The organism is Nocardioides phosphati (assembly GCF_014646375.1).
Classification (GTDB): domain Bacteria; phylum Actinomycetota; class Actinomycetes; order Propionibacteriales; family Nocardioidaceae; genus Nocardioides; species Nocardioides phosphati.
In genome coordinates this window covers 17,091-32,962 of sequence record NZ_BMNI01000006.1, presented here as the reverse complement: position 1 = coordinate 32,962, position 15,872 = coordinate 17,091, and the positions used below count along the sequence as shown (strand labels likewise).

At 71.6% G+C, this 15,872-nt stretch carries 20 protein-coding genes; 7 read left to right on the top strand and 13 right to left on the bottom strand.

What is annotated here, in order from left to right; all coding sequences use genetic code 11:
- Window positions 1-67: 67 nt before the first annotated feature.
- The gene (locus IEX47_RS12305) at window positions 68-559 is read left to right on the top strand and encodes a sigma factor-like helix-turn-helix DNA-binding protein (RefSeq protein WP_188784305.1); all 492 of its coding nucleotides are present in this window, start codon (window positions 68-70) and stop codon (window positions 557-559) included.
- Here IEX47_RS12305 and IEX47_RS12300 read toward each other — a convergent pair.
- Both IEX47_RS12300 and IEX47_RS12295 read right to left on the bottom strand, forming a co-directional pair.
- A complete protein-coding gene (locus tag IEX47_RS12300; RefSeq protein ID WP_373289219.1) occupies window positions 531-1,766 on the bottom strand; it encodes a class I SAM-dependent RNA methyltransferase in 1,236 nt (411 codons plus the stop codon). The genes IEX47_RS12305 and IEX47_RS12300 overlap by 29 nt on opposite strands.
- Window positions 1,763-3,820, bottom strand: a complete 2,058-nt coding sequence (locus tag IEX47_RS12295; protein ID WP_188784304.1) for an APC family permease — start codon at window positions 3,818-3,820, stop codon at window positions 1,763-1,765. Before IEX47_RS12295 ends, IEX47_RS12300 begins: the two co-directional genes overlap by 4 nt.
- A 95-nt stretch (window positions 3,821-3,915) precedes the next feature.
- Here IEX47_RS12295 and IEX47_RS12290 point away from each other — a divergent pair, with 95 nt between their 5' ends.
- Window positions 3,916-4,563, top strand: coding sequence for a potassium channel family protein (locus tag IEX47_RS12290; protein WP_444544083.1), 648 nt, complete (start codon window positions 3,916-3,918; stop codon window positions 4,561-4,563).
- Window positions 4,563-5,231 carry a potassium channel family protein gene (locus IEX47_RS12285; RefSeq protein ID WP_188784302.1) on the top strand — a complete coding sequence of 223 codons (669 nt, stop codon included), beginning with the start codon at window positions 4,563-4,565 and terminating at the stop codon, window positions 5,229-5,231. Before IEX47_RS12290 ends, IEX47_RS12285 begins: the two co-directional genes overlap by 1 nt.
- Before the next feature lie 55 nt (window positions 5,232-5,286).
- Here IEX47_RS12285 and IEX47_RS12280 read toward each other — a convergent pair whose 3' ends face one another.
- The 4 genes from IEX47_RS12280 to dut are packed head-to-tail and all read right to left on the bottom strand — an operon-like array spanning window position 5,287 to window position 7,524.
- Window positions 5,287-6,015 carry a DUF3159 domain-containing protein gene (locus tag IEX47_RS12280; protein WP_188784301.1) on the bottom strand — a complete coding sequence of 243 codons (729 nt, stop codon included), beginning with the start codon at window positions 6,013-6,015 and terminating at the stop codon, window positions 5,287-5,289.
- The gene (locus IEX47_RS12275; RefSeq protein ID WP_188784300.1) at window positions 6,012-6,377 is read right to left on the bottom strand and encodes an OB-fold nucleic acid binding domain-containing protein; all 366 of its coding nucleotides are present in this window, start codon (window positions 6,375-6,377) and stop codon (window positions 6,012-6,014) included. The genes IEX47_RS12280 and IEX47_RS12275 overlap by 4 nt, the downstream gene beginning before the upstream one ends.
- Before the next feature lie 23 nt (window positions 6,378-6,400).
- Entirely contained in the window at window positions 6,401-7,027 is a 627-nt protein-coding gene (locus IEX47_RS12270) for a DUF3710 domain-containing protein (RefSeq protein WP_188784299.1), read from the bottom strand.
- A complete protein-coding gene (gene dut / locus IEX47_RS12265; protein WP_188784298.1) occupies window positions 7,027-7,524 on the bottom strand; it encodes a dUTP diphosphatase in 498 nt (165 codons plus the stop codon). Before dut ends, IEX47_RS12270 begins: the two co-directional genes overlap by 1 nt.
- A 53-nt stretch (window positions 7,525-7,577) precedes the next feature.
- Here dut and IEX47_RS12260 point away from each other — a divergent pair, with 53 nt between their 5' ends.
- Window positions 7,578-8,024, top strand: coding sequence for a DUF3093 domain-containing protein (locus IEX47_RS12260; protein WP_229662837.1), 447 nt, complete (start codon window positions 7,578-7,580; stop codon window positions 8,022-8,024).
- 55 nt (window positions 8,025-8,079) lie between these two features.
- The gene (locus IEX47_RS12255) at window positions 8,080-8,457 is read left to right on the top strand and encodes a DUF4235 domain-containing protein (protein WP_188784297.1); all 378 of its coding nucleotides are present in this window, start codon (window positions 8,080-8,082) and stop codon (window positions 8,455-8,457) included.
- A gap of 69 nt (window positions 8,458-8,526) precedes the next feature.
- Here the strand turns inward: IEX47_RS12255 and IEX47_RS12250 are convergent, their stop codons facing one another.
- The 3 genes from IEX47_RS12250 to IEX47_RS12240 all read right to left on the bottom strand — a co-directional run bounded on the left by IEX47_RS12250 (window position 8,527) and on the right by IEX47_RS12240 (window position 10,894).
- A complete protein-coding gene (locus tag IEX47_RS12250; protein WP_188784296.1) occupies window positions 8,527-8,817 on the bottom strand; it encodes a DUF4193 domain-containing protein in 291 nt (96 codons plus the stop codon).
- A gap of 149 nt (window positions 8,818-8,966) precedes the next feature.
- Complete coding sequence (locus IEX47_RS12245) at window positions 8,967-9,797, bottom strand: inositol monophosphatase family protein (protein ID WP_229662836.1); 831 nt, start codon at window positions 9,795-9,797, stop codon at window positions 8,967-8,969.
- Window positions 9,794-10,894, bottom strand: a complete 1,101-nt coding sequence (locus tag IEX47_RS12240) for a ferrochelatase (protein ID WP_188784295.1) — start codon at window positions 10,892-10,894, stop codon at window positions 9,794-9,796. The genes IEX47_RS12245 and IEX47_RS12240 overlap by 4 nt, the downstream gene beginning before the upstream one ends.
- 76 nt (window positions 10,895-10,970) lie before the next feature.
- Here IEX47_RS12240 and sepH point away from each other — a divergent pair, with 76 nt between their 5' ends.
- Entirely contained in the window at window positions 10,971-11,918 is a 948-nt protein-coding gene (sepH, locus tag IEX47_RS12235; RefSeq protein ID WP_188784294.1) for a septation protein SepH, read from the top strand.
- A 5-nt stretch (window positions 11,919-11,923) separates the two neighbouring features.
- Here the strand turns inward: sepH and IEX47_RS12230 are convergent, their stop codons facing one another.
- From IEX47_RS12230 to IEX47_RS12220, 3 genes are read right to left on the bottom strand one after another with little or no spacing between them, the layout of a single operon-like run.
- On the bottom strand, window positions 11,924-12,712 hold the full coding sequence (locus tag IEX47_RS12230; RefSeq protein WP_188784293.1) for a DUF2127 domain-containing protein: 789 nt from the start codon (window positions 12,710-12,712) through the stop codon (window positions 11,924-11,926).
- Between the two features lie 22 nt (window positions 12,713-12,734).
- Window positions 12,735-13,556, bottom strand: coding sequence for a sulfurtransferase (locus IEX47_RS12225; RefSeq protein WP_188784292.1), 822 nt, complete (start codon window positions 13,554-13,556; stop codon window positions 12,735-12,737).
- Window positions 13,557-13,595: 39 nt separating this feature from the next.
- On the bottom strand, window positions 13,596-14,606 hold the full coding sequence (locus IEX47_RS12220; protein WP_188784291.1) for an aldo/keto reductase family protein: 1,011 nt from the start codon (window positions 14,604-14,606) through the stop codon (window positions 13,596-13,598).
- A 76-nt stretch (window positions 14,607-14,682) separates the two neighbouring features.
- Between IEX47_RS12220 and IEX47_RS12215 the strand changes: the two genes are divergently transcribed.
- On the top strand, window positions 14,683-15,330 hold the full coding sequence (locus IEX47_RS12215; protein WP_188784290.1) for a thymidine kinase: 648 nt from the start codon (window positions 14,683-14,685) through the stop codon (window positions 15,328-15,330).
- Here the strand turns inward: IEX47_RS12215 and IEX47_RS12210 are convergent, their stop codons facing one another.
- The gene (locus IEX47_RS12210) at window positions 15,331-15,810 is read right to left on the bottom strand and encodes a hypothetical protein (protein ID WP_188784289.1); all 480 of its coding nucleotides are present in this window, start codon (window positions 15,808-15,810) and stop codon (window positions 15,331-15,333) included. It abuts the gene before it with no gap.
- Between the last annotated feature and the right edge of the window lie 62 nt (window positions 15,811-15,872).

Below are 15,872 nucleotides of genomic sequence, written 5' to 3'. Positions count from 1 at the left end.
GCCGGATGCTGGTCCTGCCGACGTCGAGGAACAGACGCGGTGCAGATGTACCCGGGAGGTGGACGTGATGGCCGTCATCGAGCTGCGGACCGCACCGGTCCAGCGACCCGACGCCGACGCCGCCCTCGAGGCCCTGTACGCCGCCCACTGGCAGCCCCTCGTGCGACTCTCCGTGCTGCTGGTGAGCGACCTCAGCACCGCCGAGGAGGTCGTCGAGGATGCCTTCGTGGCGATGCACCAGCGTTGGCACCGGCTGCGCGACACCGAGAAGGCGCTCGCCTACCTGCGGAAGACGGTGGCGAGCCGCTCCCGGGCCGGCGCGCGTCACCGACGCGCCAGGCCGGACCTGGCCGGCGCCCCGCCGCAGCTCGTGCTCGGGGCGATCCAGGCGCTTCCCCAGCGACAGCGCGAGGTGGTGGCGTTGCGCTGCTACCTCCAGCTCTCCGAGGCAGACATCGCGGACACGCTCGGCATCCGCCGCCGCTCGGTGAGGCGCCACGCGTCGGAGGGCATGGCCGCCCTCTCGGCCGTCAGTGCTGGCCGGAGTCGGACCGCGTGAACTGCGCGACGCACTCGACGTGGTGCGTCATCGGGAAGAGGTCGAACGCCCGCAGCGCCGTGAGGCGGTAGCCGTGCTCCCCGAAGAGCGCGACGTCACGGGCGAGCGCGGCGGGATCGCACGCGACGTACGAGACGGTGCGGGGGGCTCGGTCGACCACCTGCGCCACGACGGCCTGCTTGGCGCCCTCGCGCGGAGGGTCGAGGACGACGAGGTCGAACGGCTCGTCGAACTCCTCCTTGAGGACGTCCGCGACGCTGCCCGCGGTCGCCGACGCGTGGCGCCACATGCCGAGGTTCCGCTTCGCGTGCTGCACCGCGTCGGCGTCACCCTCGATGGCGACCACCTTGCCGCGCTCCCCCACCGCATCGGCGAGGTACGCCGCGAAGAGGCCGACGCCGGCGTACAGGTCGAGGGCCTTCTCGCCCGGCTGCGGCTGGAGCTGCTCGAGCACCGCGTCGACGAGGATGCGCGGAGCGTTGGGGTGGACCTGCCAGAAGCCGTCGGCCGCGACCTGGAACTCGCGCGTGCCGGCAGCCGCCTCCACGGTGCGGGTCACCAGGCCCGACGTGGGCGCCTCGCCCTGGGCCGTGATCAGGCAGTCCTCGACCTCGATGACGTCGTTGGAGCGGTACCTGCGCAGGCCCTTGCGGCCGGGCGCGCCCGGAAGTCCGACGAACGTCGTGCGGGTGCGCCAGCGCAGGCCCGCCTTGAGCTGCTTGTCGCCACCGGAGCAGTCCTCGACGACGAGGCCGGCGACGAGCGGGTCTTCTGCGGCCAGGCGACCGATGCGGGTCAGCTGCTCGCGGACGACCGTCGCCTTGAGCTCGCGCTGCGCCTGTGGGCGCACGTGCTGGAAGTCGCAGCCGCCGCACTTGCCCGGGCCCGAGACCGCACAGGGCGCGGCGACGCGGTCCTTGGACGGCGTGACGACCGTGACGGCGTCGGCACGCCAGAAGCGGTCGCCCTCGGTGCCCTCGGTGATGCGCGCGACGACGGTCTCGCCCGGCAGGGCGTGGCGCACGAAGAGCACCCGCGAGTCCTCGCCGACCGGGACTCGGGCGATGCAGAAGCCACCGTGGGCGATGTTGCCCACCTCGACGGTGTGCTCCTGGCCGACGACCGACGCCCCGCGCGCCTGCTTCTGCCGGTTGATCCGCTGGTTGCGGCGCTGGGGACCGCGGGCGCCGCGCTGTGCGCCGCTCACGCGTCGGCCTCGTCCGAGGCGGCGGGCTGGTCGTCGCCACGGGCACGCCCACGGCGGAGGTCACCGGCGTGGACGCGGCTCTCCTCGCGGCGCTCGCGCTCGATGGCCACCGCGGAGGACCGCAGCTGGAAGGGGACCGAGGTCACCATGACTCCTGGAGTGAAGAGAAGACGGCCCTTGAGCCGCAGTGCGGTCTGGTTGTGGAGCAGCTGCTCCCACCACCGGCCGACGACGTACTCGGGGATGTAGACCGCGACGACGCCGCGGGGGTACTGCTTCCGGACCTCGACGGCGTAGTCGACGATCGGACGGGTGATCTCGCGGTACGGCGAGTGGAGGACCTTGAGCGGCACGTCCAGGCCCCGGTGGTCCCACTCCTCCAGCAGCCGCCGGGTGACGTCCTCGTCGATGTCGACGAAGACCGCCTCGAGCGTGTTGGGCCGGGTCGCCTTCGCGAACGCGAGGGCCCGCAGCGTGGGCTTGTGCAGCTTGGAGACGAGCACGATCGCGTGGACCCGGGTCGGCATGACCTTGTCCTGGTCGTCGGCCTTGAGCTCGTCGGCGACGCGGTCGTAGTGCGACCGGATCCCCTTCATGAGCAGGAAGAAGAGGATCATCGCGATGATCGTGATCCAGGCTCCGGCGAGGAACTTCGTGATCAGGACGATCACGAGGACGATCGCGGTCATGCCCAGGCCGAAGGTGTTGATCACCCGGGCGCGGAACATCAGACGGCGTTCGGCAGGGTCGCGCTCGGTCTTCAGGTGGCGCGTCCAGTGCCGGATCATGCCGAGCTGGCTCAAGTTGAACGAGACGAAGACGCCGACGATGTAGAGCTGGATCAGCTTGGTGGTCTGGGCGTCGAACGCCTGGATCAGGATGATCGCCATGACGGCCAGGAAGATGATGCCGTTGCTGTAGGCGAGCCGGTCGCCGCGCGAGGCGAGCGCCCGGGGCGCGAAGCCGTCCTGGGCGAGGATCGAGCCGAGCACCGGGAAGCCGTTGAACGCCGTGTTGGCCGCGAGCACGAGGATCACGCCGGTCACGGTGATGACGAAGTAGAAGCCCGGCGAGAAGTCGGCGAAGACGCCCTGCGCGATCTGCGTGATGACCGGGTGCTGCTCGTAGCCCTTCGGAAGCGCACCTCCACCGACCGAACGCAGCCGCTCGAGCTCGTGGGGGTCGACGTAGCGGATCATCATCTGCTTGGCGAGGACGATGACGCTCATCATCATCGAGACGGCGATCAGGCCCAGCAGGAGGAGCGTCGTCGCGGCGTTCTTGGACTTGGGCTTCTGGAAGGCCGGCACGCCGTTGGAGATCGCCTCCACACCGGTCAGGGCGGCACATCCCGACGAGAAGGCGCGGGCCAGCAGCATCATCAGCGCGACCTGCCCGAGCGGGCCCTCCCAGCCCTCCTTCGGCTCGATCTCGAGGCCCGCGCTCGCGGCGTGGGGCAGGTCGCCCGTCGCCAGCTGCAGCAGGCCGTAGCCGCACATGCCGAGGATCGCGGCCATGAAGAGGTACGTCGGCACCGCGAAGAAGCCGCCCGACTCACGGACGCCGCGGAGGTTCATCGCCGCGAGCAGGATCACCGCCACCGTGGCCGCGATCGCCTCATGGCCGATCAGGGCCGGGATCGCGCCTGCGGCGTACTGCGCGGCGGAGGAGATCGACACTGCGACGGTGAGGACGTAGTCGACGAGCAGGGCGCTGGCCACGGTCACGCCGGCGGTCTTGCCGAGGTTGGTCATCGCCACCTCGTAGTCGCCGCCGCCGGACGGGTAGGCGTGCACGGTCTGGCGGTACGACGCGACGACGGTCAGCATGACCAGCGCGACGACGACGCCGATCTTCCACGACCAGGCGTACGCCGACGCGCCCGCCACCGACAGCATGATGAAGACCTCGTCCGGGGCGTAGGCCACCGACGACAGGGCGTCGCTCGCGAAGACGGGAAGCGCGATGCGCTTCGGCAGCAGCGTCTCCCCGAGCTGGGAGGAGCTGAGCTTGCGCCCCAGCAGGATGCGCTTGGATACGTCGCCGACACTCACGAGCAGACAGGCTAGACCCTCGCGGGCCGAGCGCCAGCGTCGGCGACCACCAGAGGTCCGGCACCGGCTAGGGTGCCTGTGTGCACGTCGTGATCATGGGCTGCGGCCGCGTCGGTTCGACGCTCGCGCGCAGCCTCGAGGACCGGAACCACACCGTCGCGGTGATCGACAACAACGCCGACGCCTTCCGCAGGCTCGGTCCGTCGTTCAACGGCGAGAAGGTCGTGGGCTACGGCTTCGACCAGGAGGTCCTGGAGAAGGCCGGCATCCGCCGCGCCGACGCGTTCGCCGCTGTCTCCAGCGGTGACAACTCGAACATCATCGCCGCGCGCGTCGCGCGCGAGCAGTTCGGCATCCAGCAGGTCGTCGCACGCATCTACGACCCGGGCCGCGCCGAGGTCTACCAGCGCCTCGGCATCACCACCGTCGCGACGGTGAAGTGGACGGCCGACCAGGTGCTCCGGCGCCTGCTGCCCGCCGGCGCGGAGCCTGACTTCCGCGACCCGTCGGGCACGATCCGCGTCGACCACATCGCCGCTCCCGAGGCCTGGATCGGTCACAAGATGATCGACTTCCAGATCCAGTCCGGCGCCCGCGTCGCCTGGATCGACCGCCTCGGCGAGGGCATCCTGCCGACCCGCGAGACCTTCCTGCAGGAGGGCGACCGCCTCCACCTCGTGATGCGCGAGGAGACGGCGGGCGCGGCGTACGACGTACTTTCGAAGGGCCCGGAGGAGCACTGATGCGCGTCGCCATTGCCGGAGCAGGCGCTGTCGGTCGTTCGATCGCCCGCGAGCTCATCGAGAACGGCCACGAGGTCCTCCTCGTCGACCGCGAGCCCGACTCCATCCGTCCCGAGCGCGTGCCGAACGCCGAGTGGCTGCTCGCCGACTCCTGCGAGCTCAGTTCGCTCGAGGAGGCCCGGTTCGAGCACTGCGACGTGGTGATCGCCGCGACCGGTGACGACAAGGTCAACCTGGTCACCTCGCTCCTGGCGAAGACCGAGTTCGGCGTGCCCCGCACCGTCGCCCGGATCAACCACCCCAACAACGAGTGGCTCTTCACCGAAGCGTGGGGCGTCGACGTCAGCGTCTCGACGCCGCGCATCATGTCGGCGCTGGTCGAGGAGGCCGTCTCGGTCGGTGACCTGGTCCGGCTCTTCACGTTCCGCAAGGGCAACGCCAACCTCGTCGAGATGGTGCTGCCCGCCGACTCGCCCCACGTCGGTGTGCCCGCCGGCAACGTTCCGTGGCCGCCGAACTGCGCGCTGGTGACGATCCTGCGCGACGGCCAGGTCTACGCCCCCGACGCCGACCAGCCGCTGGAGTCCGGCGACGAGCTGCTCTTCGTGGCCGGCGCGGAGGTCGAGGAGGAGCTCGAGCACCTCCTGTCGCCGCGCTCGCACGGCTGAGACGGGTCGCGTCAGGCAGCGCAGCTGCCAGGCGCCCCGAGCGGGCCGACGCGCGTCAGGCGGCGTCGGGCTCGAGCGGCGTCGCGTTGCGCGCCACGAGCCAGACCATGGCCGACCACGCGCCGATGCGGAGCACCCAGCCGAGCACGGTGCGGAGCAGGAAGATGGTCAGCACGGCCGTGCCGGTGCCGATGGCGCCGCTGTGGCCGGCGAGCCACACGGGCCCCTGGAGCAGCACGCCGACGGCGCCCGGCAGCAGGAGCAGCCAGGTCAGCCGGCTGCACAGGGCCCGGATCTGGTCGTTGCGCTGCCACCCGAACGGGTCCTCGGGGTCGGTGACGCCGAGCATGAAGCCCATCATCGGCCAGCGCAGCAGGCACGACAGGCCCAGCACCACCGTGTAGCCCAGCGAGAAGAGGATGCCGGGCAGGTAGAAGTAGAGGCCCTGCTCCTCCGGCGTCGCGCCGGCCGAGCCGGCCCAGCGCACGAAGAGCCAGCCGAGGAAGACGCCGAAGACGGCGTTCCAGACGTACTGCGTCGAGCTGCGCTGGGCGAGTCGCAGCAGGAGGGCGGCACCCGCGATCGCGCCACTCGCGCCCACGGCCCAGACGACGTCCTTGGTCGGCAGCCAGACGATCGTGAAGACCAGGCCTGGCACGGCGGCCTCGAGGAAGCCGCGCCGCCCACCCAGGGCGGTCGCGAGCTGACGGCGGACCAGGGCCTCGACGGTGTCGACCGTCGGCACGTGTGCAGGGACGCCGTCGAGGTCGGCGATCTCGTTCACGAGGTGAGCTCGTAGCGCGGGTTGAACATCACCCGGTGGCCGTCCTGGACGCCGATGCGTCCCTCGACCCGCAGCTCGCGACCCGGCCCGATGCCGGTGATCCGGCGCCGGCCGAGCCAGACGAGCGTGAGCACGTCGGAGCCGTCGAAGAGCTCGGCCTCGAGCGCGGGGACACCGCCGCGCGGGCGGAGCGTCACGGTGCGCAGCGAGCCCTGGAGCTTGATGTGCTGGCGGTCGGGCGCCGCGGCGATCGAGCAGCAGCCGGAGCCCTCCACCGTCTTCTGCAGCTCGCGGGCATGCTGGTCGGAGCTGTCGGCCCAGCGGCTGATCGTGCGCCTCAGGCGCGAGCGTCCGTCTCCCATGACTCCAGCCTAGATCGTGTGTCTCAGGCGCGACGGGCGTTGGCGGGAACCGTCAGGGGCAGCGCGTCACCCGGCGCCATGGCGCCGGTGCCACGGCGGACCACCAGCGACGTCAGCGCCTCGTCGTACGGCGCGCGGACGGAGTCGTCGCGCACCGGTGCGCCGAGGAACGTGCCGCGGACGAACCAGCGCGGGCCGTCGAGGCCGACGATCCGGGTCTCCTGGAGGACCTGCGTGCCGTCAGGGAGCTCGGCGGGGACGCGGCAGACCAGCTCGGGGCCGAAGCGGCCCGGTGCCTCGGTGGCGGTGCCGCCACGCTGGGCGGCATCGGCGGCGATCTGGGGGCGGATCTCGTCCCACATGCCACCACCGCGGCTGGCGGCGAAGGCACGGACCTCGAGCGCGCCGTCCTCGGCCGCGAAGATCACGGACTGCACCTCACCGGTGGCCTCCTCGACCTGCATGCGGACCTCGAAGCCCTCGACCTGGGCCAGCACCATGCCGCCGAGGTCGACGCGCGCGACGCCGTCGCCGAGGTCGACCTCACTGACGTCGAAGGGGCGGTCGACGGCGACGGGCGTCTCGTCGGCAGCCGGCTGCGCGGCGTCCGCGGGAGCGACGGCGTCGTTCTTCTTGCGGCGGTTGAACATCAGAGGGTGCTCCCAGCAGTCGTGCGGTCGGAGGTGCCGGTGAAGGCGGGGTCAGTGACGGCGAAGCCGCCGGTCGAGCCGTGGCCGCCCGTGCCGCGCGCCGTCTCGTCGAGCGTGTCGACCTCGACGAAGCGGGCGTGCTCGACGCGCTGGACGACGAGCTGGGCGATGCGGTCACCGCGGCGCAGCTCGATCGGCGTCGCCGGGTCGAGGTTGACCAGGCAGACCTTGATCTCGCCGCGGTAGCCCGCGTCGACGGTGCCCGGCGCGTTGACGATGGAGAGGCCCGCCTTCCAGGCCAGGCCGCTCCGCGGGTGGACCAGGCCGACGTAGCCGTCGGGCAGGGCGATCGCGATGCCGGTCGGGACCAGCTGTCGCTCCCCCGGCGCAAGCGTCACGTCGACGGTGGTGACCAGGTCGGCGCCGGCGTCGCCGGGGTGCGCATAGGCGGGCAGCGGCACGTCCGCGTCCAGCCGGACGATGGCGATCTCACACATGATGGTCGACCCTACCTGCGTGCTCCCATCGCGGGGATGTCAGGATCTCCCCCGTGGAGTACACCGAGCGACTGTTCGTCCCCCTGCGCTGGTGGGTGCAGGCGACCATGCTCGTGGCCACCTTCTGGCTGGCACTGGTCGTGGCCGTGCCGCTCCTCGCCGCGAACCTGATCGTCGGCACCATCGCCGCGCTCGTCGCGGCTGCGTTCGTCCGCTTCGGCGCGTTCCGCATCGACGTCTCGGGTGGCGAGCTCCGCGCAGGACGGGCCCACGTCCCCCTCTCGTACGTCGGCGACGTGATGCCGCTCGACAAGGAGCAGACCCGGCTGCTCGCCGGGCGTGACGCCAATGCCCGCGCGCACCTCGCGATGCGCCCCTACGTGAAGCGGTCGGTCCGCGTCGCGATCACCGACCCGGCCGACCCCACGCCGTACTGGCTGGTCTCGACGCGGCGGCCGAAGCAGCTCGCCGCGGCCCTGAACGGTCACCTGACTCGGTGAGCCGCCTTCCGCACTAGGGTGGGTGAAAACGTCCACCCCGAGGAAGGGTTCATCGATGGCTAAGGGCTCGAAGGCCTGGTCGATCATGTCGCTCGGTGCCGCCGTCGGCAGCGCTGCGGTCGCGAAGAAGACGCTCAACACCGGCTGGACCAAGGCCACCGGCAAGACGCCGCCGGCCAACCCGGCCGATCCCGACGTCAACGTCTGGGAGGCTGTCGCCTGGGCGGCTGCGAGCGGCACCTTCGTCAACATCCTCAAGATGCTGGCCACCCGTCGCGCGGCGAACTACTACCTCAAGTCGACCGGCCACCTCCCCGCGGAGCTGCAGGCCGACGGCAACAAGGCGCCGGCCACCGGCAAGGGCAAGCGGAAGAAGTCCAAGGACTCCGTCTCCGACGACCTCGGCACGATCGTGGGCGCCAGCGTCGACTGACGCAGGCCTCGCCACGCACGAAGGGCGCTGTTCCTCGCGGAACAGCGCCCTTCGGCGTACGTGCGTGGATCAGGCGCAGTCGCGGCAGATCATCGACTTCTCGTCGGCGAGCTGGCTGCGGTGGTGCACCAGGAAGCAGCTCATGCAGGTGAACTCGTCCTCCTGCTTGGGCTTGACCTCGACGGTCAGCTCCTCGTGCGAGAGGTCCGCGCCCGGAAGCTCGAATGACTCGGCCGCCTCGGCCTCGTCCTCGTCCACCTTGCCCGAGGTCTTGTCGTTTCGACGAGCCTTGAGCTCCTCGATCGAGTCTTCCTTCTGCTCGTCCTCAGTCTTGCGAGGTGCGTCGTAATCAGTCGCCATGCGTATCTCCCAGGTCTTTCGTCTACCGCCGAAGCTCCGTGCGACTCCCGACGGCGGCGCGCCAGATTGTGCACCATCGACAGCGTGGATGCACGTGCATCGCGGAGTTGCGTGCCGTGAACTGCGCAGCGGCGCGTTCTATTCCCGGATCAGCCGAGGAAGCCGCAGGCCGAGACGAGGGTCCGGAACTCGGCGAAGCCGTGGGCCGGGGCGGCCACGAGGGCGTCCCGGCCACCCGCCCCACGGGTCAGCTCGACCTCCGCGCCGGCCTCCCGCGCGATGAGCACGCCGGCGGCGTGGTCCCACGGGGCCACGCCCTCCTCGACGTAGCCGTCGGCGCCGCCCTCTGCCACCCGGCAGAGGTCGAGCGCGCAGGAGCCGAGCCGCCGGATGTCGCGCACGCGGGGCAGCAGCCGGGCGGTCGCTGCCGCCTGGACGGCGCGCAGCTCCGACGAGTAGCTGAACCCCGTCAGCACCAGGCGCTCGGCCACCGGCGCCGGCCCACGTACGCCGATCGGTCGCCCGTCGCGGGTCGCCCCGCCGCCGTGGGTGGCGGCGTACTCGGTGCCGGTGGCGACGTCGAGCACGACGCCGAGGATCGTCTCGCCGGGACCCTGCCCGTCGCGCTCGTTGAACCGCTCCGCAGCGATCGAGATCGCGTAGTGCGGGATGCCGTAGAGGAAGTTGACCGTGCCGTCGATCGGGTCGACCACCCAGCGGATCCCGCTGGAGCCGTCGATCGAGCGGCCGCCCTCCTCGCCGAGGAAGCTGTCGTCGGGGCGGGAGGCGAGGATCCGGTCGCGGATCAGCGCCTCGCTGGCGCGGTCGGTGTCGGTGACGACGTCGACGGAGCTGGACTTGGTGGCCGCGACCTCGACGACCCCCGTGCGCGCTTCGCGCACCAAGGCGGCCGCCTCGCGGGCCGCGGAGATGGCGAGCACCAGCAGGTCGGCGGGGCGCGAGGTCACCAGGGAGCTCACCCGTCGACACCGCCCACCGCCGGGCGCGGGCCCTGCTGGAGGTTGCGGCAGCAGTCGGTCGAGCAGCGGTCCCAGCACGCGGGCAGGCCGCCCTCGGCCTTCCGGGCCGTCGGCACGCCCCGCTCGACGGCGGCGCGCTCGAGGACGAGCTCACGGACCATCGCGACGAAGCGGGGGTCGATGCCGGCGGTCGCGGCGCGCACGTAGGTGAGGCCGAGCTTCTCGGCCGTCGCGGCTGCCTCGGTGTCGAGGTCCCAGACCACCTCCATGTGGTCGGAGACGAAGCCGATCGGGATCGCGACGACCGCGGGGCTCCCCTGCTCGGCGAGCTGGGCGAGGTGGTCGTTGACGTCGGGCTCGAGCCACGGCACGTGCGGGGCACCCGAGCGGGAGCAGTAGACGAGCTGGTGGCGGAACCGGTGGCCGGTCTCGAGGCGCACGCGCTCGACGATCTCCTCCATGACGCTGCGGTGCTGCAGCTCGTAGGCGCCGCCCTCGGGACCGCTCGCGTCGTTCATCGCCAGCGGGATCGAGTGGGTGACGAAGGAGAGGTGCGCGGTCTCGCGCGCGGCGTCGGGCAGGTCGGCCACGGCGGCGAGCGTGGCGTCGACCATCGCGTCGATGAAGCCCGGGTGGTTGAAGGAGCGGCGGAGCACGTCGAGCTCGATCGCGGGGGTGCCCTCCGGCAGGCCGGCGAGCGCGTCGGCCAGGTTCTCGCGGTACTGCCGGCAGCTGGAGTAGCTGGAGTAGACCGAGGTGAAGAAGACCGCGGCGCGCTGCACGCCGTCGGCCGCCATCTGCTCGAGCGCCTCGCCGATGTAGGGCCCCCAGTTGCGGTTGCCCCAGTAGACCGGCAGGTCGAGCCCGTTGCCGGCGAAGTCCTCGCGCAGCGCCGCGAGGAACTCGCGGTTGCGGTCGTTGATCGGCGACTTCCCGCCGAAGTGGAAGTAGTGCTCCCCCACCTCGACGAGGCGTTCGCGCGGGATGCCGCGTCCACGGGTGACGTTCTCGAGGAAGGGCACGACATCGTCGGGTGCCTCAGGGCCACCGAACGAGACGAGGAGGACGGCGTCGTACGGCGAGGGGTCGTGCTGCATGCCCCCATCGTAGAGAGACGTGGCGTAGGGTTCGGGAACAACGACTGTCGACGACCGCCCTGTAAGGATCATCACGATGCAGCACCTCTCGCTCACGGGGTTGAGCGATGACGGTCGGCGCCTCGTGATGACCGACGGAGCCGGCAACGGCTTCGAGCTGGACGTCGACCACCGGCTGCGTGCCGCGCTTCGTGATGACCGCACCACCGGCCCCGGCCCGAGGGAGAAGAAGATGGAATCCACGCTTCGTCCGCGCGACATCCAGGCCCGGATCCGGGCCGGCGAGTCGGCCGAGTCCGTCGCCCAGGCGGCGGGCACCTCCGTCGACCGGATCATGACGTACGCCGGCCCCGTGCTGGCCGAGCGTGAGCACATGGCGCAGCGGGCCCAGAAGGGTGCCGTGCGCCGCCGCGGCACCGCCGAGTCGGGCGCGCGCAACCTCGGCGACGCGGTCGCCCTCCAGCTCCGTCCCCACGGCGTCCACGCCGAGGACGTCGAGTGGGACGCCTGGCGCCGCGAGGACGGCCGCTGGGTGCTGACGGCCGACTTCCTCTGCGACGCGCGTGCCGGCCAGGCCCGCTTCGCCTTCGACGTCCCGGGCAACTACGTCCTCACCGAGAACGACGACGCCCGCTGGCTGATCGGCGACGCGCTCGAGACCAGCCCCGTCGCTCCGGTCCGTGACGACCTGCAGCAGGTGCGCGAGCGCCGGCTCGCTCCGGTCGAGGACGCCGAGCCGACTGTCCCGGTCATCACCCACGCCCAGCCTGACGCGCCGGCTGCTCCCCCGGCGCCGGCGGCCCCGCCTGCCGCTCCCGCCGCGCGCACGCGCGACGAGGTGCCGCTCGGCGAGGCACCTGCGCGGCAGCCGGAGCGCCAGCCCGAGCGCGTGGCAGAGCGTCAGGCCGAGCCTGCGGCCGAGGCAAGCGAGCCCGCCCGCAAGCCCGCGGCGAAGAACAAGCGCGGTCGCGCCTCCGTCCCCAGCTGGGACGAGATCATGTTCGGCGGCCCGTCGGAGCGCTGAGCTCCTCAGACCTCGGCGTCGGCGGCCAGCGCTGCCTTCTCGACCTCGAGCACGGCGACCGAGTGCCGCTCGGCCTCGAAGGCCGCATGGCCGCCGCGCACGCCGAAGAGCCGCTTGGACCACACCAGGTAGGCGACCGCAGCGAGGTTGACCAGCAGCGCCAGCACCTTGATCACGCTGGCGTGGTGGACCACCTCGTAGACCTCCCACGGCACGAACGCCGAGGTGCCGACCACCGCGACGTACTCACCCCAGCGCTTGAGCAGCCACAGGCCGATGCCCTCGAGGAACTGCAGGCCGGCGTACGCCGCGACGCCGACGGCGGCCCAGATCAGCGTGTCGTGCCCGAAGTGCATCGCCTTCTGGATCAGGTGGATCGGGCTGGTCTGCTCGACGTCGAGGTGCATCCGGTCGGCGACCGGCTTCAGCAGCGGCAGGTAGGTGTCGAACCAGCGCTGCAGGCTGTTGCGGGCACCCTCGAAGCGGTAGATGCCGTAGGCGATGCCCGCCAGGATGATGCCGCGCAACAGCCGCTCCACCGCGAGCAGGCGCAGGATGAACGCGTCCTTCAGCGCCTGGCCGCGCAGCACGATGGGCGCGGTGTCAGCCGGTCCCGCGAGTGCGGGCGGACCGGGCACGTAGAGGTCGCAGCGCAGGCAGCGCCACGCCTCACCCGCGGGCGTCTTCACGTGCAGACGCGCGGCGAGCGCCTCCTCGTCCGGACGGAAGGTGACGTGGCCGTGGGCGCCGCACGACCGAAGGTTCCAGTCACGCCTGCGCGGCTTCAGCTCCATGCGCGCAGTATGTCGGGTTGGCTCAACGGAGCCGGCGCGGGTCGGAGATCCAGCCGCTCCAGCTGCCCGGGTAGAGCGCGGCACGCACCCCGAGCACCTCCAGGGCGAGCAGGTCGTGGCAGGCCGTCACCCCACTGCCGCAGTACGCCGCCACCTCGATGTCGCCCATGACCCCCACCCGTGCGTACGACGCCCGCAACGCGTGGGCGTCCTGGAAGTGGCCGTGGTTGTCGAGGTTCCATGCGGTCGGGTGGTTGACCGCGCCGGGGACGTGACCGGCGACCGGGTCGACCGGCTCGACCTCGCCGCGGTAGCGCTCGGGTGCCCGTGCGTCGATCAGCACGCCGCGCTGCGCGAGCGCGGCAGCACCGTCGGCGTCGACCACCGGCATCGATCCCGGGACGCCGTGGAAGTCGCCGGGCAGCGGGTCGGTCTCGCCGGTCTCGACCGCTCCGCCGGCCGCGCACCAGGCGGACCACCCGCCGTCGAGCACCCTGACGTCGCGGTGGCCGTAGTGCCGCAGCAGCCACCAGGCGCGCGAGGCGGCGTGGCCGGACCAGTCGTCGTAGACCACGACCGGGGTCTCCAGGCCGACGCCGCTGCGCCGCATCGCCGTGTTGAAGACGGCCGGGTCGGGCAGCGGGTGCCGCCCACCCTCACCCGGGGGTGCGGCCAGGTCCGCGTCGAGGTCGACGTACGCCGCACCGGGGACGTGGCCCGCGGCGTACTCCTCGAAGCCGGGCGGGCCGCCCATCTTGTAACGGACGTCGAGCACGGCCGGCGGGTGCTCCGCGGCCAGCAGGCCGCGGAGCTCGTCGGCGGAGACCAGGGGTGAGCTGCTCATGCCCCCAGTCTCCACCGATCCGTCAGCGAACCAAGCGGCTCAGGTGGGGCGCTTCTTCGGGGTGCCCTCGGCGGTCTTCGCGGGATCGCGGGTGACGACCGCGCCGAGCGTGGCGTCGATCTTCTCCATGACCGCGGGCTCCAGCTTCACGCCGGCGGCCCTGACGTTCTCCTTGACCTGCTCGGGCCGCGAGGCACCGACGATCGCGGAGGCGACGTTGTCGTTCTGCAGGACCCACGCGACGGCGAGCTGGGCAGGCGTCAGGTCGACCGACTCCGCGATCGGCACGAGGCCCTGGACGGCGGTGAGGACGTCGTCCTTCATCCAGCGCTCGATCATGCCGGCGCCGCCCTTCTCGTCGGTGGCGCGGGAGCCGGCCGGCGGCGGCGTGCCGGGGAGGTACTTGCCGCTCAGGACGCCCTGCGCGATCGGTGACCAGACGATCTGCGAGACCCCGAGCTCACGCGACGCGGGGACGACCTCGTCCTCGATGACCCGCCACAGCATGGAGTACTGCGGCTGGCTCGAGATCAGCTGGATGCCGAGCTCCTTCGCGAGCGCGTGGCCCGCGCGGAGCTGGTCGGCGGTCCACTCGCTGACGCCGATGTAGAGCGCCTTGCCCTGGCGGACGACGTCGGCGAAGGCCTGCATCGTCTCCTCGAGCGGCGTCTCCACGTCGTAGCGGTGGGCCTGGTAGAGGTCGACGTAGTCGGTCTGCAGCCGCTTCAGCGACCCGTTGACCGACTCCATGATGTGCTTGCGCGAGAGGCCGGAGTCGTTGGGCCCGCCCGGGCCGGTGGGCCAGTAGACCTTCGTGAAGATCTCGAGGGACTCGCGCCGCTCGCCCTTCAGTGCCTCGCCGAGGACCGTCTCGGCCGCCGTGTTGGCGTAGACGTCCGCGGTGTCGAACGACGTGATGCCGGCGTCGAGCGCCGCGCGTACGCACTGCGAGGCGACGTCGTTCTCGACCTGGGAGCCGTGGGTGAGCCAGTTGCCGTAGGTGATCTCCGAGATCTTGAGACCGCTGTTGCCGAGGTACCTGAAGTCCATGCCGGCCAGTCTGCCCGAGCGCCGCAAGCGCTTGCGTGGCCCTCGGGGCTCCGCCGGGCTGGCATGATTCGCCCTTGTGGCTGAGCTGATCTTCCGGACCGGGACCATGGACGCAGGGAAGTCGACCCTGGCCCTGCAGACGAACCACAACCACGCGGCGCGTGGGCGGGTCGGGCTGATCTTCACCACCAACGACCGCGCCGGCGAGGCGGTGCTCTCCTCGCGCCTCGGGCTGACCCACGAGGCCGTCGAGGTGAACCCCGACTTCGACTTCTGGAAGCACGTCGTGCACTCGCTCACCGCGGGCGCGCGGATCGACTACCTGATCTGCGACGAGGCCCAGTTCTACACGCCGAAGCAGGTCGAGGACCTCGCCAAGATCGTCGACGAGCTCCAGATCGACGTCTTCTGCTTCGGCATCCTCACCGACTTCCGCACGCGGCTCTTCCCCGGATCCGCCCGGCTGGTCGAGCTCGCCGACCGCACCGAGGTGCTCCAGGTCGAGGCGCTCTGCTGGTGCGGCAAGAAGGCGACCCACAACGCCCGCACCGAGAACGGCGCGATGGTCACCGAGGGCGACCAGGTGGTCGTCGGCGACGTGGCGATCGACGCGGCCGTGCGCGTCGGCTACGAGGTGCTCTGCCGCCAGCACCACCGCCGCGGCCTCACCGCTGCGCGCGCCAAGGCGGTCTCGCTGGCTCCGGACCCGCTGCCGTTCGGCTGATCAGCGGCCGTTGCGGCGCTTCCACCGTCGGTGCCGCTCGGCCGACTCGCGGTCGTGCTGAGCGAGCATCTCGGCCTTCACTTGCCCAACCTGCTCGGAAACCGTGGCGGCGTCCGTCTCGGCGAGCCAGGCGAGCACGGGCGGCAGCTCCTCCGCCCAGCGAAATCCCTCCGGCTGCACGCCCGCGCCGTTGAGACCGGAGTCCGGGAAGAGATCGGTCCACGCGACGCCACGGCACGCGGGCATCAGGAGCTGGAGCTGGTGCGAGTCCGCGGCGCTGCGCCCGGCGTGGAGGTTCCAGTAGCCGCGCTCCACCTCGACGTACACGCGGAAGGGACCCTCGAAGACGAGGTGGCTCGCCCAGGTGCCGAGCGTGGTCTCCGCCTCCGTGAGCCGGTAGCCGTTGGCCTCGAGCCACCCCTTCGCATCCGCCACGTCCTGGGGCAGGGAGAGATCCACCTCGACCGGTCGCTTCACCATGCGCGAAGGCTACGACGCGCAGCGCACGCCGGGCGCGCCACCGAGTCGCACGTGCGAAGTCA